We start from the raw sequence: 21,260 nt of genomic DNA, 5'->3' as shown, positions 1-21,260 counted from the left end.
CCGGTTTCTGGCCGGTTATCTTTTCTGGCTGGAAAGCTCGCCGAGAAGCTTCGTCATCTCGTCATCGAGAGACGACGGTGCCTTTGCCGCCGGCTTGCTCTCCGGCTTGGTGGGGTGCGGGTCATCAAACGAGACCTCGAGCTCCCTCATCAGCGTATCGTCAATAGAATCCTGCTTTGGCGGGGAATCCTGTCTTGCCGGCGATGGCGCCTGTCGAAAGGCAGTGGCGTTCGCCGATCCGTAGGCGGGCAGCGGCGTGACGGTCGCCGATTGATGACTTTGCGCTGCTGGCTTCGGCGCTGGCGCCGTCTGATGGGGCCGGACAGGCGCCGGGGCCGCGCTTACCGGCTGCGGAGGCGGTGCTTGCGTCATTGGCGCAGGAGCCGGTTGAGGCGCGCGCGGCCGCGGTGCCGGCTGATGGCCGCCGCTATCTCCGGTCAGTGCAGGACGGCGCAGCGCCGACAGCCGGATGTCGCGTTCGACGACGACATCGGTTGGGCCTCCGATCAACAGCAGGTGCTCGATGTCGTCGCGGCGCACCAGCACCAACCGGCGGTGACTGTCGACAGCGGTGGCGTCCATGACGGCCAGGCGCGTCTTGCGGTTCCTGCCACCGGCAACGAATGTTCCAAAGGTCAGATTGCGGACCAGCTTGATGATGAGGAGAATAATGGCCAGAAGGACAAGCGCGACCAGCGTCCACAGGATTTCCGCGGCATAAGGACCCAAAACGCTATCCAGCCCTTGCATTAGTGCCCCCGTATCGGCTTTCGAAGAAAAGTGACACTAGACTGTTGCGGCACGCCCCTGCAAGTTGCCTTTCGCGCTTCTTGAACAGCTTGAAACGCCAATCTGGTGGATTTGAAGTACCTGCGAATTGAGTGCGTCAGCGTTCCCACTTCAAATCCACCACACTGGATTTTCAGCAAGTTGCTGATGTGATGAATCCGAAATTCGCTCCGCGTTGCACCAAGGTGATGCGAATTTCGGTTTCACCACACCAGGCGCAGAACGGGCGTCATTTTTAGCGGACATTTGCCGCCAAGGCCTTTTCCGGACCCTGAGAATGTGATTCAACCGGGCAGGGGCAAGTACCGGATTTCACGAGCAGGGGGCATATGGCCAAGGAAGCGCGCGGCGATTTCTATCCGGTACCGATCGTCGACCAGAACACGCGACCGGGTGCGGTCACCCGGCTCATCGTCTTCATCGTCGTCCTGACCGGCGCTGCGATCGTCTTCGGCCTTTTCCGCGAACGTCTTGGCGATCCATTCCTGCTCGGAATGCTTGGTGTGCTGGCGATGATCGGCGTCGGCTTCCTGTTCGCCACCGCCATCGGCTTCGTGCAGATCACACCGCGCTCGACGAGTGACGAGCTATCGAAAGCGTTTGTCGATTCGATGTCGCAAGGTCTTCTGGTCACGGACACCAAGGGTCGTGTCGTCTACGCCAATCGGGCCTATGCCGACATGACGGGCGCCGCGTCCGCGGCGGATCTCAAGACGGTCGAAAGTTTGCTGTCCGACGTTCCCGAGGCCTCGGTGACCATATACCGGCTCGCCTCCGGCCTGCGCGACGGCCAGCCCGGCGACGGAGAGTTTCGGCTTGCGCAATCCATTCGACCCGGCGCCGAGCCGGGCGCGCGCTGGTACCGTGCCCGCGCCCGCGCCTTCAGCGTCCCGGGCCAGCGGCTGCCCTTGCTCGCCTGGCAACTCGCCGATATCTCGGAGGAACGGGCCGAGCAGGAGCGGTTCTTCCTCGATCTGCAGGAGGCCATCGACCATCTCGACCATGCGCCGGCCGGCTTCTTTTCGGCCGACCAGGAAGGCCGCGTCACCTATATCAACGCCACGCTGGCGGAGTGGCTGGGCATCGACCTGACGAGCTTCACGCCTGGTGCCGTTACGCTTCCGGAGATCGTCGCCGGCGACGGCATGGCGCTGGTCCGCTCAGTCAAGGCCGATCCCGGCACCACGCGCAATGCGGTCATCGATCTCGATCTGACGACGGTGAAAGGCGAGGCGCTGCCCGTGCGTTTCATGCATAGGGTCTCAGCCAGCCGCGAGGGTGTCAACGGTCCGACGCGCACCATCGTGCTCAACCGGACGCAAGGTGAGGACGCTTCCGCCGATCTTCGCGCCTCGGAGATCCGCTTCACCCGCTTCTTCAATTCGACGCCGATGGCAATAGCGGCGGTCGACAACAGCGGGCGCATCTTGCGCACCAACGCGCCTTTCCTGTCGCTGTTTTCCTCCGTCGTCGACGGGGACGCGGTCGATCGGCGCGTGCGGCTGGACACGGTGATCCATGAGCGCGACCGGCCCGCCTTTGCCGCGGCGTTCGAAAAAGCGCGACAAAGGCAGGCCGACATCGAACCGATCGATACGCTGCTGCCCGGCAATGAAGAACGGCACATGCGCTTTTACGTCAACGCGGTTGCCGACGGCACCGGCGAGGGCGCCGAAGAATCGGCTATCGTCTATGCCGTCGAGACCACCGAGCAGAAGGCGCTCGAGGGCCAGATGGCGCAAAGCCAGAAGATGCAGGCGGTCGGCCAGCTTGCCGGCGGCATCGCACACGACTTCAACAACGTCCTGACCGCCATCATCATGGCGTCGGACCTTTTGTTGACCAACCACCGCCCGTCGGACCCGTCCTTCCCCGACATCATGAACATCAAGCAGAACGCCAACCGGGCGGCTTCGCTGGTGAGGCAGCTTCTGGCCTTCTCGCGCAAGCAGACGCTGCGGCCGGAGGTGCTCAACCTGACCGATGTGCTTGCCGACCTGCGGATGCTGCTGGCCCGCCTGGTCGGAAGCGACATCAAGCTGAAGGTCGATCATGGCCGCGATCTGTGGCCGGTGAAGGTCGACATCGGGCAGTTCGAGCAGGTGGTGGTCAATCTGGCGGTCAATGCGCGCGATGCGATGCCGGCTGGCGGCGACCTCACCGTGCGCACCCGGAACGTGACGACAGAAGAGAGCAAAAGCCTACCCTACCGCGAACTTGCGCCGGCCGATTACGTGGTGGTCGAAGTCGAAGACACCGGCAGCGGCATCGCCCCCGAAGTCCTCAAGAAGATTTTCGAACCGTTCTTCACCACCAAGGAGGTCGGCAAGGGCACCGGCCTCGGCCTGTCCATGGTCTACGGCATCATCAAGCAGACAGGCGGTTTCATCTTCTGCGATTCCGAGGTCGGCAAGGGATCGGTGTTCCGCATTTTCCTGCCGCGCTACATTGCTGAGGCGAGAAAGGCAGGCGAGCCCGGCGAGGCACCGGTCGCACCGGCAAAGATCGCCGACGCAGCCAAGGATCTGTCGGGCTCGGCCACGGTGCTGCTCGTCGAGGACGAGGATGCCGTGCGCATGGGCGGCATGCGGGCGCTGACGTCGCGCGGCTACACCGTCCACGAAGCGTCCTCGGGCGTCGAGGCGCTGGAAGTCTTCGAGGCGCTCGGCGGCAAGGTCGACATTGTCGTTTCCGACGTGGTGATGCCTGAGATGGATGGGCCGACCCTGCTTGGCGAACTGCGCAAGCGGCAACCCGACATCAAATTCGTCTTCGTTTCCGGTTACGCCGAGGATGCGTTCGCCAAGAACCTGCCGGCAGACGCGCATTTCGGTTTCCTGCCGAAGCCGTTTTCGCTCAAGCAACTGGCCACAATCGTCAAGGATGTGTTGGAATCTTAGGGCATACTAATTCTCGCACTTGCGAAATGGCGTGAGACTGCCATGATTATGGCGAAACGGGCGGCGGGTTTTGGGGGAGCATACCGTGACGCCGCACAACGAGGCAGGCAAGGGTGATTATGCCGCAACAGTGCTGTTGCCGGGCGATCCGCAGCGTGCCGAATGGATGGCGGAAACCTTTCTGGAGGCGCCGCGCTGCGTCAACCGTCGAAGGGAGGCCCTCGGTTTTACCGGCCTGTTTCGCGGTAAGCCCGTCAGCATCCAGTCCACCGGCATCGGCGTCTCGTCATTCCTGATCTACGCGCATGAATTGCTGGACTTCCATGGCGTGAGGACACTGATCCGCACCGGCACCTGTGGCGCCCTGACGGCGGCGGTTAAACTGCGCAGCCTGGTGATCTCGCAGTCGGTGCGGGGTGAAAGTGCAGAGAGCGGCCAAGTCTTTGGGCTCTACGGTGCTGATGCCGGCCCCGATCCGGCGCTTTATGCCCAGGCATTGACGCGGGCTGCCGAAATCGGCATCGAACATCAGGCCGGGCTGACCATCTGCAGCGATATATTCTATCATCCCCAGGGGCGCGATCGCTTCGCCGAAGCACAGGCACAGGGCGCGCTGGCCGTGGATATGGAGACCAGTGCGCTCTATCGCATTGCCGCGCATTTCGGCGCCCGGGCCCTGTCGATGCTGACTGTCGTCGACAATGTGGTGACCGGCGAGCAAACCGACTATTTCGAACGCCAGGCGCTTTTCACCGATATGACTCGCCTGGCACTCGATGTTGCGATCGAAAGTTAAGCTGCTTGCCGCTTCGGGGCCGTGTGTTCCTCGATGCCCGGCCGATGGCCACGCAGATAGAGAGCACAGGTCGTGCGCAGCATCGAGGCGAAGTTCGGAATCTGGCCATTGATCTCGATAGCCTCGTCATAGAGCTTCGAGATGAATTTCGGGGTCGTCAGACCCTGGCTGTCGGCGATCTCGTCGAGCAATGCCCAGAACGTCGCCTCGAGTTGGATGCTCGTCGAGTGCCCGTCGATACGGATCGATCGATTGATCTGCCGGTAGCCCTCCGGATCCTGCCCGGCAAAAACTCTGCACATCGTTACCTCCCGTTCTTATTGGTCTTGGCCATTCTTGTTGATTTTAGGCGCAATCTGCAGCGATTCGCGCCTTTGAGCAGTGCCTATCGTGGCAAATTATCTTCAGCTGGAAAGCGGAAAACAGCAATCGGACTTTCGTCCTTAAAAGCGCGTCGCGTTTGAATGGATTCATGCGACGCGCTTTTAGGCCTCGTTCTTATGCATGTCGTTATCGCAAAACCGCTGCGCACTTTTGCGCGACATGCATTAGCGGTTTGCCACCCCGTCGTTAGATTAGCGCGTGGTAATCGGCTGCCACCACCTCTGCCGCAACCCGCGCATAATCACGCCGACGCGCATAAGGCGCTGCTGCGACGGAGTGTCATTTGGCGAAGACGATCCACACCATGATCCGGGTTCTGGACGAGGCCCGGTCCATCGACTTCTACCGGAAAGCCTTTGGGCTGGACGTCGCTGAACGGCTCGATTTCGAAACTTTCACGCTCGTCTATCTGAGCAATGCCGAGGCGGAGTTCGAGGTCGAGCTCACCGTCAACAAGGGCCGCCAGGAGCCTTACGCGCTCGGCGACGGCTACGGCCATCTCGCGGTTTCGGTCGCCGATCTGGACAGCGAACATGACCGGCTCGGCGCGCTTGGCCTGAGCCTGAAGAAGATCGTCGAGTTCAACCGCGACGGAGCGCTGCTCGCGCGCTTCTTCTTCATCGAGGATCCCGACGGCTACAAGATCGAGGTCCTGCAGCGTCAGGGCCGGTTCAAATAGGAGACATTACGGCCGCGCCGGCCAGCGCGGCGCCAGCCAGGGCACCTTCGGGTGCAGATAGCAAGCAAGGGAGGAACAAATGGTCACGATTTATGAGAGCAAGCCGGCCCATGAAAAGAAGCCCGGCCTATCGCGCCGCGAGCTTCTGAAGCGCGGCGGTGTCGGCGCGTTGCTGGTCATTTCAGGCAGTGCCGTCATCAGCCCGGAACATGCCTGGGGTCTCGAAACATCCGCGCTCAAGCCCGAAACCATGGCGACCCTGATTCACATGGCGCGCGACATCTACCCGCACGATCAAGTGCCTGACAAATATTACGCAATCGCCGTCAAGGCCCATGATGAGCAGGCCGGGAAAGACCCCACCCACAAAGATCTTATCGAAAAGGGAATTGCCGATCTCGACGTGAAGTCGGGCAAGGGCGGCTACACCGGTCTCGGCTGGGAGGAGCAGCGCATTACGGTGCTGAGAGAGATCGAGGACACGCCGTTCTTCCAGGCAGTCCGCGGCGGGCTTGTCGTCGGCCTCTACAACCAGAAGGAGGTCTGGCCGATCTTCGGCTACGAGGGCGAGTCCTATTCCAAGGGCGGCTACATGGCGCGCGGGTTCGACGACATCGAGTGGCTCTGAGCCCCATCGTCCCAATCCGTACACAACAGACATCACGGGAGGAATCCATGGCAGCACCATTTGATCTCAAGAACGATGGCGTGGTCGTCATCATCGGCTCGGGCGCCGGCGGCGGCACGCTCGGCAACGAACTCGCCCAGAAGGGCATCGATGTCGTCATCCTGGAAGCGGGCGCCCGCCACGAATATGAGGATTTCATCAACGACGAGTGGGATTCATTCGCCCAGCTCGCCTGGACGGACAAGCGCACGACCTCGGGAGACTGGCGGGTGGCGAAGGATTTCCCCAATCTGCCGGCTTGGATCGTCAAGGCGGTCGGCGGCTCGACCACGCACTGGGCGGGCGCCTCGCTGCGCTTTCAGGAGCATGAATTCAGAACGCTTTCGACCTACGGAAAACTGGAAGGCGCGAACCTGCTCGATTGGCCGATCACGCTTGCCGAGCTGGAGCCCTACTACGCAAAGGCCGAAGACAGACTAGGCGTGACGCTCACCAACAACATCCCGGGCCTTCCTGGCAACAACAACTTCAAGGTGATGAAGGCCGGCGCCGACAAGCTCGGCTACAAGGAGTGCCACACCGGCCGGATGGCAATCAATTCCGAGCCACGCGACGACCGCAATGCCTGCCAGCAGACCGGCTTCTGCTTCCAAGGCTGCAAATGGGGCGCCAAATGGTCGACGCTCTACAGCGAAATTCCCAAGGGCGAGGCGACCGGCCATCTCGAGGTCAGGCCAAACGCCATGGCGATCAAGATCAACCACGATCCCAGCGGCAAGGTGACCGGCGTCGTTTATGCCGACAAGGACGGCAAACTTCAGGAACAGAAGGCCCGCATCGTCGCCGTCGCGGGAAATTCGATCGAGAGCCCGCGGCTGCTGCTCAATTCGGCATCGAGCCAGTTTCCCGACGGCCTTGCCAATTCGTCGGGGCAGGTCGGCAAGAACTACATGCGCCACACCACGGGCTCGGTCTACGGCATCTTCGACAAGCCGGTGCATATGTATCGCGGCACCACCATGGCCGGTATCATCCGCGACGAAGCCCGCAACGATTCCTCGCGCGGCTTCGTCGGCGGCTACGAGTTAGAGACGCTGTCGCTCGGCCTGCCGTTCATGGCCGCCTTCCTTAATCCCGGCGGCTGGGGGCGTTCCTTCACCACGGCGCTCGACCACTACGACCATATGGCCGGCATGTGGATCGTCGGCGAGGACATGCCGCGCGAGGAAAACCGCATCACGCTGCATGCCGATATCAAGGACGAGCACGGCATGCCGGTGGCGGACGTCCATTTCGACGACCATGCCAACGACACGGCGATGCGCAACCACGCCTACAAGCAGGGCTCGGCGCTCTACGCGGCGGTCGGGGCGACGCGGACCTTCCCGACGCCACCTTATCCGTCGACCCATAATCTCGGCACCAACCGGATGAGCGAGAAGGCGACCGACGGCGTCGTCAACAAGCATGGCCAGGCGCACGACATCAAGAACCTGTTCGTGTCGGATGGCAGCCAGTTCACCACCGGCGGCGCTGAAAATCCGACATTGACGATCGTGTCGCTGGCGATCCGTCAGGCTGACTATATTGCCGAACAGATGTCGGCCAAGAGCATTTAGCCATACCCTCCCGACTTGCCTGCTGGCGCGGAACCTCGCAAGGTTTCGCGCCTCTTCCTGTCGGCTGTTCAACGCTTTGTGCAGGTCGAGGCGGTGAAGGCGCCGTCAGGCTGCTTCATGATGATGTCGAAGGACGGGCTGGTTTGACCGTCCAGGGTGGCTTGCGTGAGCGAGATCGAGTTGCCGCCGGTCGTATAGCCGCCCAACGGGCCCAACCAGGTGATCTCGCCGTTTGCATCCATCTGATAGTTGTAGCCCTGCCGGGCGGTTCCGAAGGTCACCGGGCCGCTATAGACATTCCCCTTGATGGTGATGTCGCCAAGGCTGAGGAACATGCCAAGCAGATAGACTTCGCAGTGATAGGTGCCGTCCGGCAATTTGCCGTCGGTGAAGTCGGCGCGTGCGCCGCCGGTGGCCGCAACCAGAAGCATGGTGCTGAAAATACAAGAAATCCTGGAGGCCATGACGTCGCTCTTTTGAAGATCGAACTTGCCCCATTTTCCTGCTGCGGTGCAACGGTTCGCCGTCTTTGATTTGGTTCTGCTCAAAATTGGCGCATTAATTCGCGAGTGATCAAAAATTAGGCGAGAGCGGGGGAGTTTTTTCCAGGCAGAGCACCGGCGGCGGCGCTTATCTTTGGCGGCTAATATATTAACCGGCTGATAGGGCTGGGAAATCCAAGCCCACTTAATTTTGCTCCCGCGGTTGGCACAGCCGTTGCATGGTCTGTTTGCGATGCGATCAACCAGTTAGGGAGTTTGAAATATGAGGGGCAGTTTCTCGACAATAACAAAAATGCTTTCGGCAGGCGCGGTTACGGCCGGCCTGCTGATGAGCGTCCCGGCCAGGGCGGCTGACGACACGATCAAGGTGGGTATTCTTCACTCGCTGTCGGGTACCATGGCGATTTCGGAGACGACGCTGAAGGACGCCATGCTGATGCTCATCGAAGAGCAGAATGCAAAGGGCGGCCTGCTCGGCAAGAAACTCGAAGCGGTCGTCGTCGATCCGGCTTCGAACTGGCCGCTGTTCGCCGAAAAGGCGCGCGAGCTGATCTCCAAGGACAAGGTCGCGGCGGTGTTCGGTTGCTGGACCTCGGTGTCGCGCAAGTCGGTGCTGCCGGTGTTCAGCGAGCTCGACAACATCCTGTTCTACCCCGTCCAGTATGAGGGCGAGGAGAGCGAGCGCAACGTGTTCTACACCGGTGCGGCGCCGAACCAGCAGGCAATTCCGGCCGTCGACTATCTGATGAGCGAGGACGGCGGTTCGGTGAAACGCTGGGTGCTTGAAGGCACCGACTACGTTTATCCGCGCACCACCAACAAGATCCTCGAAGCCTATCTGAAAGCCAAGGGCGTCGCCGCCGAAGACATCTTGGTCAACTACACGCCGTTCGGCTTCTCCGATTGGCAGACCGAGGTCTCGGCGATCAAGAAGTTCGGCTCGGCCGGCAAGAAGACCGCCGTCGTCTCGACCGTCAATGGCGACGCCAACGTGCCGTTCTACAAGGAACTCGGCAATCAGGGCATCAAGGCCGAGGACATCCCGGTCATGGCCTTCTCGGTCGGCGAGGAAGAGCTTGCCGGTCTCGACACCGCGCCACTCGTCGGCCATCTCGCCGCCTGGAACTATTTCCAGAGCATCGATACGCCCGAGAACGCGAAGTTCATTGCCGACTGGCACAAGTTCATCAAGAACGACAAGCGCACCACCAACGACCCGATGGAAGCCCACTATGTCGGCTTCAACATGTGGGTGAAGGCGGTTGAGAAGGCCGGCACCACCGATCCTGACAAGGTCATCGACGCCGTGATCGGCGTCTCGGTGCCGAACCTGACCGGTGGTTATTCGACCATGATGCCGAACCATCACATCACCAAGCCTGTGCTGATCGGCGAAATCCAGGCCGACGGCCAGTTCGAGACCGTCTCGCAGACGCCTGGCCTGGTGATGGGTGACGAGTGGTCTGACTATCTGGCTGATTCGAAGGACCTGATCTCCGATTGGCGCGCGCCTCTGTCCTGCGGCAACTTCAATGTTGCAACCGGCAAGTGTGGCGGCAAGGGAACCAACTGATCCTCCCGGGTCTGACGGTCGTGGATTTCTCCACGACCTAGACCGCAACGCGTCCGGGCGGCTCCTCCTCTCCTCCAGCCCGCCCGGACGCGAAGTTCAACCTTTCAAGAGTCGCCAGAAATCGATGATCTTCACCCGCGCGATCGGCCTGACGCTGCTGCTCCTCCTCCTGGGGATGCTGTCGCCGTCGAACGCTGCCGAAGCGGATCTGCGCGCCATCATTGCCAAATTTGCCACTGCCTCGAATTTTTCGGCCACCGAAGCTGTCGTGCGCGAGCTCGCGGCCACCGGTGACACTGCCGTCGAACGTCCGCTTGGCGCGCTTGCGGAGGGCGATCTTTACGTTCGCAAGGCCGATTCGCTGGTTTTCATCGGCAAGGAAGGCGGCGGCAGCGTTGCGCTGCTCGACCCGCTGAGCGGGGAAAAGTCCGGCGAGGCGGCCAAGGGCGAGATCACCAAGATCAAGGTCAACAATACGCTGCGCCGCGCCATCCGCGATGCTCTGGGCACACTGACGCTCGGCGCGAAAGATCCGGCTGCGCGCTTTGCTGCCGCCGACACCATGTTCAAGACGCCCGATGCCACAAACATCGAGCCACTCGATGCCGCAATCACCAGCGAGAGCGTGGCAAGCGTCAAAGCGCTGCTCGAACAGGCCCGCGCCGCATCGGTTCTGGTGTCGGACAGGCCGGAAGCCGACAAACTCGCGGCGATCGCCCTGATCGGCGCGCGCGGCGATCGCAACGCACTGTCCCTGCTCACCGCCGTCGAGGCCAATTCCGAAGGCGCGGTCAAGGACGCGGCGACGGCGGCGATCGCCAACATCAATTCGACGCTGGCGCTGTGGGATGCGGGCCAGAACATCTGGTACGGCATCTCGCTCGGATCGGTGCTGCTGCTGGCGGCGATCGGTCTCGCCATCACCTTCGGCGTCATGGGGGTCATCAACATGGCGCATGGCGAAATGGTCATGCTCGGCGCCTACACGACCTTTGTCGTGCAGGAAGTGATCCGAAACTCCTTTCCCGGCCTGTTCGACTGGTCGCTGGTCATCGCACTGCCGCTCGCCTTCTCGGTCGCGGCGCTCGTCGGCCTTGTCATCGAGCGGGGCGTGATCCGTTTCCTTTACGGCCGGCCGCTGGAGACGCTGCTGGCGACATGGGGCGTCTCGCTGATCCTGCAGCAGGCCGTGCGCACCATCTTCGGGCCGACGAACCAGGAGGTCGGCAACCCGTCATGGATGTCGGGTTCGTTCGATATCGGCCAGCTCGCCGTGACCTGGAACCGGCTCTGGATACTGGTATTCGCGCTCGGCGTGTTCGCGGTGCTGCTTTATGTGATGAAGCGCACGCCCTGGGGTCTGCAGATGCGCGCCGTCACCGCCAACCGCCGCATGGCCGCTTCGATGGGCATCAGGACACCATGGGTCGACGCGCTGACCTTTGCATTGGGGTCCGGCATTGCAGGCATCGCCGGTGTCGCGCTCAGCCAGATCGACAATGTCTCGCCCAATCTCGGCCGCGGCTACATCATCGACAGCTTCATGGTCGTCGTCTTCGGCGGCGTCGGCAATCTCTGGGGCACGCTGGTCGGCGCCTTCTCGCTCGGCATCGTCAACAAATTCCTTGAACCCTATGCCGGGGCAGTCCTCGGCAAGATTGTCGTGCTGGTCATCATCATCCTGTTCATCCAGAAGCGCCCGCGCGGCCTTTTCGCGCTGAAGGGCAGGTCGGTGGAAGCATGATCACGGGACGCTTCTTCGCCGCCGGCGCCGATCGCCGCATCGCGATCACGATCTTCATCCTTTTGGCGGTCGCCTTCATCGTGCCGCTGCTCAATCTTGCGGTCTCGCCGACGAGTGCGTTCTACGTGCCGTCCTATGTCGTCGCGCTCACCGGCAAGTATTTCTGCTACGCGCTGCTCGCTTTGGCGCTCGATCTCGTCTGGGGCTATTGCGGCATCCTTTCGCTCGGCCACGGCGCCTTCTTCGCGCTCGGCGGCTATGCGATGGGCATGTATCTGATGCGCCAGATCGGTTCGCGCGGCGTCTACGGCAATCCGCTGCTGCCGGACTTCATGGTGTTCCTGAACTACGGGGAATTGCCGTGGTTCTGGTACGGTTTCGACCAGTTCTGGTTTGCCGCGATCATGGTGCTTGCGGTGCCCGGCCTGCTCGCCTTCGTCTTCGGCTGGTTCGCCTTCCGCAGCCGCGTCACCGGCGTCTACCTGTCGATCATCACCCAGGCGATGACCTATGCGCTGCTGCTTGCGTTTTTCCGCAACGACATGGGTTTCGGCGGCAACAACGGCCTGACCGATTTCAAGGATATTCTCGGCTACAACGTGCAGGCGGATGCGACACGCTCGGCATTGTTCGCGGCCAGCGCCGCCACGCTGGCGCTCGCCGTCTTCGTCACCTGGGCAATCGTCGGTTCCAAATACGGCAAGCTGCTGATGGCGGTGCGCGACGCTGAGAGCCGCACCCGCTTTCTCGGCTGGCGCGCGGAGAACGTCAAACTGTTCGCCTTCACCGTGTCGGCTGTCATGGCCGGCATTGCCGGCGCGCTCTACGTGCCGCAGGTCGGCATCATCAATCCAGGCGAGTTCGAGCCGTCCAATTCGATCGAGGTCGTGGTGTGGGTGGCCGTAGGCGGGCGCGGCACCATCGTCGGGCCGATCATCGGCGCGCTTGTGGTCAATGCCGGCAAATCCTGGTTCACCGGCGTGCTGCCCGAGTTCTGGCTGTTTGCGCTGGGCGGACTGTTCGTCGCCGTCACGCTGTTCCTGCCCAAGGGCATTGTCGGCATGTGGGATTCCTGGCGCGGCAATGCCAAGGCGCTGCGTGCGGCCTCGATTGCCGAGGAAGCCGGCACCGATCAGGATGCCCCGGCGCCGCCGAAGATCGTTCGCAGTGCCGCGAGGACGCCCGGCGACTGGTCCGCGTCCGGCCCCGAACCGCAGCCGGCGGAGTGAGCGATGTCGAAGAGCAACACCATCCTCTATCTCGACGGCGTCTCGGTTTCCTTCGACGGCTTTCGCGCCATCAACAATCTGTCGCTGGTGCTCGACAAGGGCGAGATGCGGGCAATCATCGGTCCCAACGGCGCCGGCAAGACCACGATGATGGACATCGTCACCGGCAAGACGCGTCCCGACGCGGGCGAGGTCTACTTCGACGGCCAGGTCGACCTGACCAAACATGACGAGGCCGAAATCGCCATGATGGGCATCGGCAGGAAATTCCAGAAGCCGACCGTCTTCGAAAGCCACACGATCGAGGAGAACCTGGTGCTGGCGCTGAAGGGCCCACGCTCAATCTTCCCGGCGCTACTCCATCGCCGCTCGGCCGCGGAGGCGCGGCAGATCGACGACATCCTCGGCATCACCCGGCTGGGCGACAAGCGCGATGAACTCGCCGCCAATCTCAGCCACGGACAGAAGCAATGGCTCGAGATCGGCATGCTGCTGGCGCAGGATCCGAAGCTGCTGCTGGTCGACGAACCTGTCGCCGGCATGACCGACGCCGAGACCGAGGAGACCGCGCGGCTGCTCAAGGATATTGCGCGCGACCACTCAGTCATCGTCGTCGAGCACGACATGCATTTCGTGCGCGAGCTCGGCGTCAAGGTCACCTGCCTGCACGAAGGTTCGGTCCTGTCCGAAGGCTCGCTCGATTTCGTTTCGGCCGACGAGCGTGTCGTTGAAGTCTATCTGGGGAGATAATCATGGTCTGGCGCGTTCCGTTCCATCATTTCGACCTTTCGTTCTTCAGGCGTTGGGGAAGGCGCTGACCATGCTCGAAGTCTCCAACGCCACGCTGCACTACGGCGCCGCCCAGGCGCTGCGTGGCGTCTCGCTGAAGGCCGGCGCGGGCAAGATCACCTGCGTGCTCGGCCGCAACGGCGTCGGCAAAACCAGTTTGATGAGATCGATCGTCGGCCACCACCGGCTGACGAGCGGAAGCGTTGCCTTCGAGGGGAAGGCGCTCGACCGGAGCGCGGCGTATGATCGCGCCCGGTCGGGCATCGCATTCGTGCCGCAGGGCAGGGAGATCTTCCCGCTGCTCACGGTGCGGGAAAACCTCGAATCGGGCTTTGCGCCATTGAGGCGCGCCGACCGCAACATTCCCGGCCATGTCTTCGAATTGTTCCCGGTGCTGAAGCAGATGCTCGGCCGCCGGGGCGGTGACCTTTCCGGCGGCCAGCAGCAGCAGCTTGCCATCGGCAGGGCACTGGTGATGCGGCCGAAACTGCTGGTGCTCGACGAGCCGACCGAGGGCATCCAGCCGTCGATCATCAAAGATATCGGCCGCGCCATCCGCTATCTGCGCGACCAGGCCGGCATAGCCGTGCTGCTGGTCGAACAGTATCTCGATTTCTGCCGGGAACTGGCAGACGAGGTCAACATCATGGACCGCGGGCAGATCGTCCACACCGGCCCGGCCGAGGATCTCGACCGGGCGGATGTTCGCAAGTTCCTGACCGTTTGATCGCAGACCCTCGAGATTAGCCGAACCATCTCTCCCCTCGTCATCCTGCGGCGAAGCAAGGAGCGAAGCGACGCGGCGCAGAGCCCAGGATCCATGCCGTGACATCCGCCGAAGAGTGCAGCGGTCAAGAATAGAAGCCGTTCTCCCCCCACCCTGGATTCTGCACTGTGGCGATGCTCTGAAGTTACGGCGTTGGGTCTTCGCTCCGCTTCGCGTCACTGCGCCCAAGGATGACGAAATCACGAAAGCCGCTCAGTCTTTCCTGAACGCCTCTGGCGCGCCGAGGATTGCATGCTAGGCTTTACTTGGCCTTGTTGAGTCGGCCGCTTTCCGTATCAGTCTCGTTGACGGATCAAGGTGAGGCGTGGGCTCAGCCGGCACGTTCTGTGCAAGCAACCCCTTCCTGCGATCCGATTTTTGTTCGATGCATTTGGGGCACTTGGGCCAGGGACGCCGATGGAACGTTACGTCGAGGACTACCAGAAACGACGGCTCACCGAGCGCGTCGACATCATGACCGCTATCAATGTTCTGAAATCGCAAGGATACGACCACGACGAGCTGATCGCAGAGATCACCAAGGTCTTCTACGTCGATCTCGATACCTACAACGAGGTCGTGATGGCGGCGTGAGGGCTGACGGAAGGGGCGGATGCGCTATACCGCCACGCGGCTAACTTGCGCGTCGGAAGGTCGAGGCCGCGACGCGGTTGCGACCGCCACGCTTGGCGGCATAGAGCGCCTTGTCGGCGGCGCTGAGCACCTTGTCAAAGCTCATGCCGTCCTTGCTGCCGAAAGCGTATCCGGCGCTGACCGTACATGTCAGGGGACGGGTTTCGGTCTCGATGACACGCGCGGCGAAGGAGGTGCGTATACGCTCGGCGGTGAACTCCACCGCTTCGGGCAGGGTGCGCTTCAGAACCAGCGCGAATTCCTCTCCGCCCATGCGCGCGGCGACATCGGTCGGGCGAAGGTTCTCGACCAGGTCCTCGGCGAACACTCTCAACACCTGATCGCCCGTGGCGTGCCCGAACTCGTCGTTGATGACCTTGAAGCCGTCGAGGTCGAACATGACCACCGCCGTGAAAGCCCCGATCGGGGCGCCGCCATTGAGATCGAACAGCGCGCGGCGATTGAGCAGGCCGGTCAGCGGATCGGTCAGCGCGTTCAGACGGTGATATCGGGCCAGACGGCCCTGGTTGAGTGCCAGCGAAAGGGCGCCGATGCCGGTCATGCTGGCGATGACGACGACGAGGCTCAGATCCTCGGCCCAGTTGCTGGGCGCATGTCCGAGGACAAGCTTCCCATCCCATGCAAGAGCCATGGCGCACAGCACAAAGGAAATGCCGGTGGCCGAGTAGAGCACGGTAAGGCCGATGATCGGGACAGGAGTTTCAGCGCGCCCGACCCAGTACTGATAGGCCGTTGAAAACAGAATCAGGGCGGCAAGGAAATTTTCGAATATGAAGCCGAGCCCGTCATATCCGAGCGCCATCGGCGGCAGCGCCAGGGCAAGCGAGATGCAGCTGCCGAGCACCGTCAGCGGGATCGGCGACTGGCCTGACCTGAACTGGTAGGCGGCGCCCAGCATGGTCGAGAACCCAACCAGGAGCAAGGCGAAGGTCGCGATACCGAGGATGCGTCCGGGCGTCTCGATATAGTCCTCGTATATGAATACGTCGCCGACGACCAACAACGCGCTGATCGACCATGTCAGCAGAAACTTTTCAGTTCGCGCGGTTAGCCAGATGCCGAACAACGTCAGGCTCAGGCAGGCGGCGGAAAAACCGACAGCCAGCAGAAGTGAGTGGTAGTCGAGCGACATGCCCTAACCCGCGGCTGCCCCAGCTCCGCGAATTCATGCAGCAAGGAGGTATCGATAAGGTTACGACGGCTGTGAAGATGCCATGATTCGACGTTGTCAGCCGGTGACGCGCTTCATCAGCGCCATGGCGCCGAACGGCGCGCGGACCTTGCCCTCGGTGATGAAGTAGACGAACACATCGCGCGGTTTGACCGGTGCGTCGGTTGGCGGATCGGTGCGCGGCAGGTCGGCCGGCGCCTTGCCTTCCGCCCAGGTTTTTGCCCGTGCCGCCCATTCGTCGAGCGCCTTTGGCGTGTAGCAGTCGGGATTATCATCGCTGCCGGTCTGCAACCGGACATAGATGAAATCGCCGGTGATGTCGGCGATCCCAGGATATTTGGCGTGGTCGGCGTAGACGATCGCCACCTTGTATTTGCGCGCCAGGGCAGCGAATTCCGGCACGACGAAGCTGTCGTTGCGCACCTCCACCGCATGGCGCAGCGCAACGCCGTCCTGCTTTTCAGGCAAAAGCTTGAGGAAGGCCTCGAAATCGTCCGGATCGAACTTTTTGGTCGGCGCGAACTGCCACAGGATCGGCCCGAGCTTGTCGCCGAGTGCGGCGACGCCCGACCCCAGGAAGCGCATCATCGATTCACCGGCCTCGCCGAGCACGCGGCGGTTGGTGACGAAGCGGTTGCCTTTCAGCGAATAGACAAAACCGTCCGGCGCCTCGTTAGCCCATTTGACGAAGGTCGGCTCCTTGAAACTCGAATAATAGGTGCCGTTGACCTCGATGCTCGCCACCTGCCGGGTAGCGTAGTGCAGCTGTTTCGCCTTGGACAGCTTGTCCGGATAGAACGACGCGTCCCAGGGCTCGAAGGTCCAGCCGCCCATGCCGGCGCGAATTGTTCCTGATTGAGTCACTGTCGTCCTCCCGTTTGCTGAAAAGGATCAGGCGATGGCCGTTGTCTGGGTGGCTTTAGCCATGTCGACGACCGTCGATCCTGGCCGGTATGGATTGGGCCGACGACCCGTTTCGTGAAAGCCATAGGCTTTGTAGAGCGCGATGTTTCGTTCCATCCTGGCGTTGGTGTAGAGCCGCACCTCGGGCAAATGCCACAGGCGCGTCTGTTCGTCCGCCCACTTGAGCAGTGCGATGCCGAAACCCTTGCCCTGGAAAGCAGGGCCGACGGCGACGGAGAAGATCATCGTGTGGTTTGGGTGCCGCTCGAGGACAATCAGTCCGGCCGGCTCGCCGCTGCTTTCCAGCAGCCGGACCTCGCCGCGTTCGATCCGCGGCGCATAGTCCTCGGTGACCGGGATCGGCGGCGCGCCCAGCAAGGCCGTGTAGGGCGCATAGGCGGCTTCGGTCAGCCGGACGATTGTGGCGAGATCCTCAGCAAGCGCTCTTCTGATCTTCATTTGAAGGTTCTTCCAAACGCCAGCCAGTCCTCACTCACTCCGCCGCTTCGCGCTTGCCTCCGGGCCGCCGCTCCAGCAATTCGCGCAGGAACTGGCCGGTGTAGCTGCGCTTCTCGCGGACGATGTCCTCCGGCGTGCCTGACGCCACCAGCTCGCCGCCGCCGTCGCCACCCTCGGGACCGAGGTCGAGCACCCAGTCGGCGGTTTTTATGACCTCGAGATTGTGCTCGATGACGACCACCGTGTTGCCCTGGTCGACCAGCTCGTGCAGCACTTCCAAGAGCTTGGCGACGTCGTGGAAATGCAGGCCGGTGGTCGGCTCGTCGAGGATGTAGAGCGTCTTGCCGGTCGCCTTGCGCGACAGTTCCTTGGCGAGCTTGATGCGCTGCGCCTCGCCGCCCGACAGCGTCGTCGCCTGCTGGCCGACATGGATGTAGCCGAGGCCGACCTGTTTCAGCGTCTCCAGCTTGTCGCGCACGCCGGGCACGGCGGCGAAGAAATCGACGCCCTCCTCGACCGTCATGTCGAGCACGTCGGCAATCGACTTGCCCTTGAACAGGACGTCGAGCGTTTCGCGGTTGTAGCGCTTGCCATGGCAGACGTCGCAGGTGACATAGACGTCGGGCAGGAAGTGCATCTCGATCTTGATGACACCGTCGCCCTGGCAGGCCTCGCAGCGGCCGCCCTTGACGTTGAACGAGAAGCGGCCCGGCTGATAGCCGCGCGCCTTGGATTCCGGCAAGCCGGCGAACCAGTCGCGGATCGGCGTAAAGGCGCCGGTATAGGTGGCGGGATTGGAACGCGGCGTCCGTCCGATCGGCGACTGGTCGATATCGATGACCTTGTCGAGAAATTCGAGGCCCTCGATGCGGTCATGATCGGCCGGATGCTCGCGCGAGCCCATGATGCGGCGCGACGCTGCTTTGAACAACGTCTCGATCAGGAAGGTCGACTTGCCGCCGCCGGAGACGCCGGTGACGGCGGTGAAGGTGCCGAGCGGGATTTCGGCGGTAACGTTCTTCAGATTGTTGCCACGCGCGCCGACGATCTTCAGGCGCCGGTTCTTCTTGGCCTCGCGCCGCACGGCCGGCGTCGCCACTTCGAGCTCGCCTGACAGATATTTGCCGGTGATCGAGGCGGGGCTCGCCATGATCTGCTGCGGCGTTCCCTGCGCGATGATGTGGCCGCCATGGATGCCGGCGGCCGGGCCGATATCAACGACATAGTCGGCATGCAGGATGGCGTCCTCGTCATGCTCGACGACGATCACCGTGTTGCCGATGTCGCGCAGATGCTTCAGCGTGTCGAGCAGGCGCGCGTTGTCGCGCTGATGCAGGCCGATCGACGGCTCGTCCAGCACATAGAGCACGCCGGTGAGGCCGGAGCCGATCTGCGAGGCCAGGCGAATGCGCTGGCTCTCGCCGCCCGACAGCGTGCCGGAATTGCGCGACAGCGTCAGGTAGTCGAGCCCGACATCGTTCAGGAAGCGCAGCCGCTCACGGATCTCCTTGAGCACGCGCACCGCGATCTCGTTCTGCTTGTCGCTGAGCGAAGCGGGCAGGGCGGTGAACCATTGGTCGGCCTTGCGGATCGACAGCTCGGTGACCTCGCCGATATGCTTGCCGGCGATCTTCACCGCAAGCGCTTCCGGCTTCAGCCGGTAGCCGCGGCAGGCCGGGCAAGGCGTGGCCGACATGAAGCGCTCGATCTCCTCGCGCATCCAGGCCGATTCGGTTTCCTTCCAGCGCCGCTCGAGATTGGGAATGACCCCCTCGAAGGTTTTCGTCGTCTTGTAGGAGCGCAGGCCGTCATCATACTGGAAAGTGACCTCGCGCTCGCCGGTGCCATGCAGGATGGCTTGCTTTGCCTCTTCGGTCAGGTCCCGGAACTTGTCGCCGAGCTTGAAGCCATAGGCCTTGCCCAGCGCCTCCAGCGTCTGCACGTAATAGGGGGAGGTCGATTTCGCCCATGGGCTGACGGCGCCCGCACGCAGGGACAAATTGTCGTCGGGCACGATCAGACTGGCGTCGATGGCGCGCTGGCTGCCGAGGCCGTCGCAGGTCGGGCAGGCGCCGAACGGGTTGTTGAAGGAGAACAGCCGCGGCTCGATCTCAGGAATGGTGAAGCCGGACACCGGGCAGGCGAACTTTTCCGAGAACAGAATACGTTCGTGCGTCTCGTTCTTCGACTTGTTGACCGAATCCTCGCCGGTCTGGCTGGCGTCGAGCGGCCGGTCGGCGAATTCGGCCACCGCCAGCCCGTCGGCGAGCTTCAGCGCGGTCTCGATGGAATCGGCAAGCCGCGTCGCCAGATCGCCGCGCACCACGATGCGGTCGACGACGACGTCGAGATCATGCTTGTATTTCTTGTCCAGCGCCGGCACGTCGGCGATTTCGTAAAAGACACCATCGACCTTCACGCGCTGAAAACCCTTTTTCTGCAGTTCCAGCAGTTCCTTGCGGTATTCGCCTTTGCGCCCTCGCACCATCGGCGCCAGGATGAACAGACGAGTGCCTTCCTCGACCGCCAACACGCGGTCGACCATCTGCGACACCGTCTGGCTCTCGATCGGCAGGCCGGTGGCCGGCGAATAAGGGATGCCGACGCGCGCGAACAGCAGCCGCATATAGTCGTAGATCTCGGTGACGGTCCCGACCGTCGAGCGTGGGTTCTTCGAAGTGGTCTTCTGCTCGATTGAGATGGCCGGCGACAGGCCGTCGATCTGGTCGACGTCAGGCTTCTGCATCATTTCGAGGAATTGCCGCGCATAGGCCGACAGGCTCTCGACATAGCGGCGCTGGCCTTCGGCATAGATGGTGTCGAAGGCGAGCGACGACTTGCCGGACCCCGACAGGCCGGTCATGACGATCAGGCTGTCACGCGGCAAGTCGAGATCGACATTCTTCAGATTGTGTTCGCGCGCCCCGCGAATGGAAAGATATTTATGGTCGGCCATCGCCGGTCGCCGCCTCAGATCTGGAATCTCATGGGATGGCGGGTTGTCCCGACCATCCCCTATGTAGGTAATTTCGTCACCTTTTCGAGAGACGCCACAACTCTCGACCAGAGCCTTTAACCGTCTTTCGCGCGGGCGAGCAAGCGGAAAGAACAAAGGCCGAACACGCTCCTGACAAAAGCGCCCAGGTAATCCACGGCCGACGCCGGGCTGCTCAAAACGGATGCAAATTTCGGATTCGCCACACAAGCGATCACATTTTTTGTAATCGGCTATCCAACGGTTGACGTCTCAGCCTCTGAGAGTCAGACTCCAAACGTCAACCGAAGCCGGCCGTCTTTTGATGGCCGCGCCACCCAAGGTGGCCTGCGAGACGCCGCGGGCTTTTGCGATATGTGCTTCGGACGACACCGGTCGCAATGGACAGAAAAGGAGAGCAGAGGAATGACTCCACCGGACAGTCCCTTGAGGCTCCACGTGTCGCTGGAGCCGCGGCAGGCATAAGTGCCAGGGCCAGGCGTTTGCGCCGCCCGACAAACCGTGATCTGCCGATCCCCATTAAAATCAGAGACTACTAGTCGGATCGTCGGCTGAACGCCGCGAAGCATCCGAAATCAAAGGCCGGCAGTGCACTCCCGGCAAGTTTGGATTTTAGATCCAAAAAAAGCCCCGACCGTTTGCGGAAGCAGCGGCGGGGCTGTTCATTTCAGATGGCCGC

General features: G+C 62.2%; 18 protein-coding genes. 11 read left to right on the top strand and 7 right to left on the bottom strand.

Translation table 11 applies throughout. The features are described from left to right. Window positions 1–15 precede the first annotated feature (15 nt). Window positions 16–750 (bottom strand): hypothetical protein, encoded by a 735-nt coding sequence (locus AC0L14_RS08545; protein ID WP_473487082.1) that lies wholly within the window; start codon window positions 748–750, stop codon window positions 16–18. 368 nt (window positions 751–1,118) lie between these two features. On the opposite strand from AC0L14_RS08545, the gene cckA reads away from it, so the two are divergent. Further along, complete coding sequence (gene cckA / locus AC0L14_RS08540) at window positions 1,119–3,689, top strand: cell cycle histidine kinase CckA (protein WP_123145782.1); 2,571 nt, start codon at window positions 1,119–1,121, stop codon at window positions 3,687–3,689. 85 nt (window positions 3,690–3,774) lie between these two features. Then, on the top strand, window positions 3,775–4,485 hold the full coding sequence (locus tag AC0L14_RS08535; RefSeq protein WP_473749157.1) for a purine-nucleoside phosphorylase: 711 nt from the start codon (window positions 3,775–3,777) through the stop codon (window positions 4,483–4,485). Here the strand turns inward: AC0L14_RS08535 and AC0L14_RS08530 are convergent. Next, a complete protein-coding gene (locus AC0L14_RS08530; protein ID WP_077384009.1) occupies window positions 4,482–4,787 on the bottom strand; it encodes a ribbon-helix-helix domain-containing protein in 306 nt (101 codons plus the stop codon). The two genes, AC0L14_RS08535 and AC0L14_RS08530, sit on opposite strands and share 4 nt — an antisense overlap. Before the next feature lie 365 nt (window positions 4,788–5,152). Here AC0L14_RS08530 and AC0L14_RS08525 point away from each other — a divergent pair, with 365 nt between their 5' ends. The 3 genes from AC0L14_RS08525 (at window position 5,153) to AC0L14_RS08515 (ending at window position 7,795) form a co-directional block, all read left to right on the top strand. Beyond that, entirely contained in the window at window positions 5,153–5,548 is a 396-nt protein-coding gene (locus AC0L14_RS08525; RefSeq protein ID WP_473487079.1) for a VOC family protein, read from the top strand. A 79-nt stretch (window positions 5,549–5,627) separates the two neighbouring features. Further along, a complete protein-coding gene (locus tag AC0L14_RS08520; RefSeq protein ID WP_473487078.1) occupies window positions 5,628–6,176 on the top strand; it encodes a gluconate 2-dehydrogenase subunit 3 family protein in 549 nt (182 codons plus the stop codon). Between the two features lie 47 nt (window positions 6,177–6,223). Further along, complete coding sequence (locus AC0L14_RS08515; protein WP_473487077.1) at window positions 6,224–7,795, top strand: GMC family oxidoreductase; 1,572 nt, start codon at window positions 6,224–6,226, stop codon at window positions 7,793–7,795. A gap of 68 nt (window positions 7,796–7,863) precedes the next feature. Here the strand turns inward: AC0L14_RS08515 and AC0L14_RS08510 are convergent, their stop codons facing one another. Continuing rightward, window positions 7,864–8,259, bottom strand: a complete 396-nt coding sequence (locus tag AC0L14_RS08510) for a hypothetical protein (RefSeq protein WP_123145941.1) — start codon at window positions 8,257–8,259, stop codon at window positions 7,864–7,866. A 301-nt stretch (window positions 8,260–8,560) separates the two neighbouring features. Here AC0L14_RS08510 and urtA point away from each other — a divergent pair, with 301 nt between their 5' ends. The 6 genes from urtA (at window position 8,561) to AC0L14_RS08480 (ending at window position 14,993) form a co-directional block, all read left to right on the top strand. Next, a complete protein-coding gene (gene urtA, locus AC0L14_RS08505) occupies window positions 8,561–9,871 on the top strand; it encodes an urea ABC transporter substrate-binding protein (protein WP_473487076.1) in 1,311 nt (436 codons plus the stop codon). A gap of 124 nt (window positions 9,872–9,995) precedes the next feature. After that, entirely contained in the window at window positions 9,996–11,615 is a 1,620-nt protein-coding gene (gene urtB, locus AC0L14_RS08500) for an urea ABC transporter permease subunit UrtB (RefSeq protein ID WP_473487075.1), read from the top strand. Beyond that, window positions 11,612–12,844 (top strand): urea ABC transporter permease subunit UrtC, encoded by a 1,233-nt coding sequence (gene urtC / locus AC0L14_RS08495; RefSeq protein WP_473487074.1) that lies wholly within the window; start codon window positions 11,612–11,614, stop codon window positions 12,842–12,844. The genes urtB and urtC overlap by 4 nt, the downstream gene beginning before the upstream one ends. 3 nt (window positions 12,845–12,847) lie before the next feature. Continuing rightward, window positions 12,848–13,594, top strand: coding sequence for an urea ABC transporter ATP-binding protein UrtD (urtD, locus tag AC0L14_RS08490; protein ID WP_473487073.1), 747 nt, complete (start codon window positions 12,848–12,850; stop codon window positions 13,592–13,594). A gap of 70 nt (window positions 13,595–13,664) precedes the next feature. Next, complete coding sequence (gene urtE / locus AC0L14_RS08485) at window positions 13,665–14,360, top strand: urea ABC transporter ATP-binding subunit UrtE (protein WP_473487072.1); 696 nt, start codon at window positions 13,665–13,667, stop codon at window positions 14,358–14,360. Window positions 14,361–14,816: 456 nt separating this feature from the next. Further along, on the top strand, window positions 14,817–14,993 hold the full coding sequence (locus tag AC0L14_RS08480; RefSeq protein WP_473487071.1) for a hypothetical protein: 177 nt from the start codon (window positions 14,817–14,819) through the stop codon (window positions 14,991–14,993). A gap of 40 nt (window positions 14,994–15,033) precedes the next feature. On the opposite strand, the gene AC0L14_RS08475 is transcribed toward AC0L14_RS08480, so the two are convergent. From AC0L14_RS08475 to uvrA, 4 genes are all read right to left on the bottom strand, one after another. After that, a complete protein-coding gene (locus AC0L14_RS08475; protein ID WP_473487070.1) occupies window positions 15,034–16,185 on the bottom strand; it encodes a GGDEF domain-containing protein in 1,152 nt (383 codons plus the stop codon). A gap of 96 nt (window positions 16,186–16,281) precedes the next feature. Further along, complete coding sequence (locus AC0L14_RS08470; protein ID WP_473526801.1) at window positions 16,282–17,088, bottom strand: DUF72 domain-containing protein; 807 nt, start codon at window positions 17,086–17,088, stop codon at window positions 16,282–16,284. A gap of 27 nt (window positions 17,089–17,115) precedes the next feature. Further along, on the bottom strand, window positions 17,116–17,586 hold the full coding sequence (locus tag AC0L14_RS08465; RefSeq protein WP_473526800.1) for a GNAT family N-acetyltransferase: 471 nt from the start codon (window positions 17,584–17,586) through the stop codon (window positions 17,116–17,118). Window positions 17,587–17,620: 34 nt separating this feature from the next. Further along, entirely contained in the window at window positions 17,621–20,542 is a 2,922-nt protein-coding gene (gene uvrA, locus AC0L14_RS08460; protein ID WP_473487067.1) for an excinuclease ABC subunit UvrA, read from the bottom strand. Between the last annotated feature and the right edge of the window lie 718 nt (window positions 20,543–21,260).

It is taken from the genome of Mesorhizobium sp. WSM4841, from assembly GCF_055811515.1.
This window is presented reverse-complemented; position numbering and strand designations above follow the sequence as displayed.

Excerpts from the sequence above, each read along its gene's own strand:
- AC0L14_RS08530 (WP_077384009.1), bottom strand. The coding sequence starts at position 4,787 with ATGTGCAGAGTTTTTGCCGGGCAGGATCCGGAGGGCTACCGGCAGATC.
- urtD (WP_473487073.1), top strand. The coding sequence starts at position 12,848 with ATGTCGAAGAGCAACACCATCCTCTATCTCGACGGCGTCTCGGTTTCC.
- urtB (WP_473487075.1), top strand. The coding sequence starts at position 9,996 with ATGATCTTCACCCGCGCGATCGGCCTGACGCTGCTGCTCCTCCTCCTG.
- AC0L14_RS08510 (WP_123145941.1), bottom strand. The coding sequence starts at position 8,259 with ATGGCCTCCAGGATTTCTTGTATTTTCAGCACCATGCTTCTGGTTGCG.
- AC0L14_RS08545 (WP_473487082.1), bottom strand. The coding sequence starts at position 750 with ATGCAAGGGCTGGATAGCGTTTTGGGTCCTTATGCCGCGGAAATCCTG.
- urtA (WP_473487076.1), top strand. The coding sequence starts at position 8,561 with ATGAGGGGCAGTTTCTCGACAATAACAAAAATGCTTTCGGCAGGCGCG.
- uvrA (WP_473487067.1), bottom strand. The coding sequence starts at position 20,542 with ATGGCCGACCATAAATATCTTTCCATTCGCGGGGCGCGCGAACACAAT.
- urtC (WP_473487074.1), top strand. The coding sequence starts at position 11,612 with ATGATCACGGGACGCTTCTTCGCCGCCGGCGCCGATCGCCGCATCGCG.
- AC0L14_RS08475 (WP_473487070.1), bottom strand. The coding sequence starts at position 16,185 with ATGTCGCTCGACTACCACTCACTTCTGCTGGCTGTCGGTTTTTCCGCC.
- urtE (WP_473487072.1), top strand. The coding sequence starts at position 13,665 with ATGCTCGAAGTCTCCAACGCCACGCTGCACTACGGCGCCGCCCAGGCG.
- AC0L14_RS08465 (WP_473526800.1), bottom strand. The coding sequence starts at position 17,586 with ATGAAGATCAGAAGAGCGCTTGCTGAGGATCTCGCCACAATCGTCCGG.
- AC0L14_RS08520 (WP_473487078.1), top strand. The coding sequence starts at position 5,628 with ATGGTCACGATTTATGAGAGCAAGCCGGCCCATGAAAAGAAGCCCGGC.
- AC0L14_RS08480 (WP_473487071.1), top strand. The coding sequence starts at position 14,817 with ATGGAACGTTACGTCGAGGACTACCAGAAACGACGGCTCACCGAGCGC.
- cckA (WP_123145782.1), top strand. The coding sequence starts at position 1,119 with ATGGCCAAGGAAGCGCGCGGCGATTTCTATCCGGTACCGATCGTCGAC.
- AC0L14_RS08515 (WP_473487077.1), top strand. The coding sequence starts at position 6,224 with ATGGCAGCACCATTTGATCTCAAGAACGATGGCGTGGTCGTCATCATC.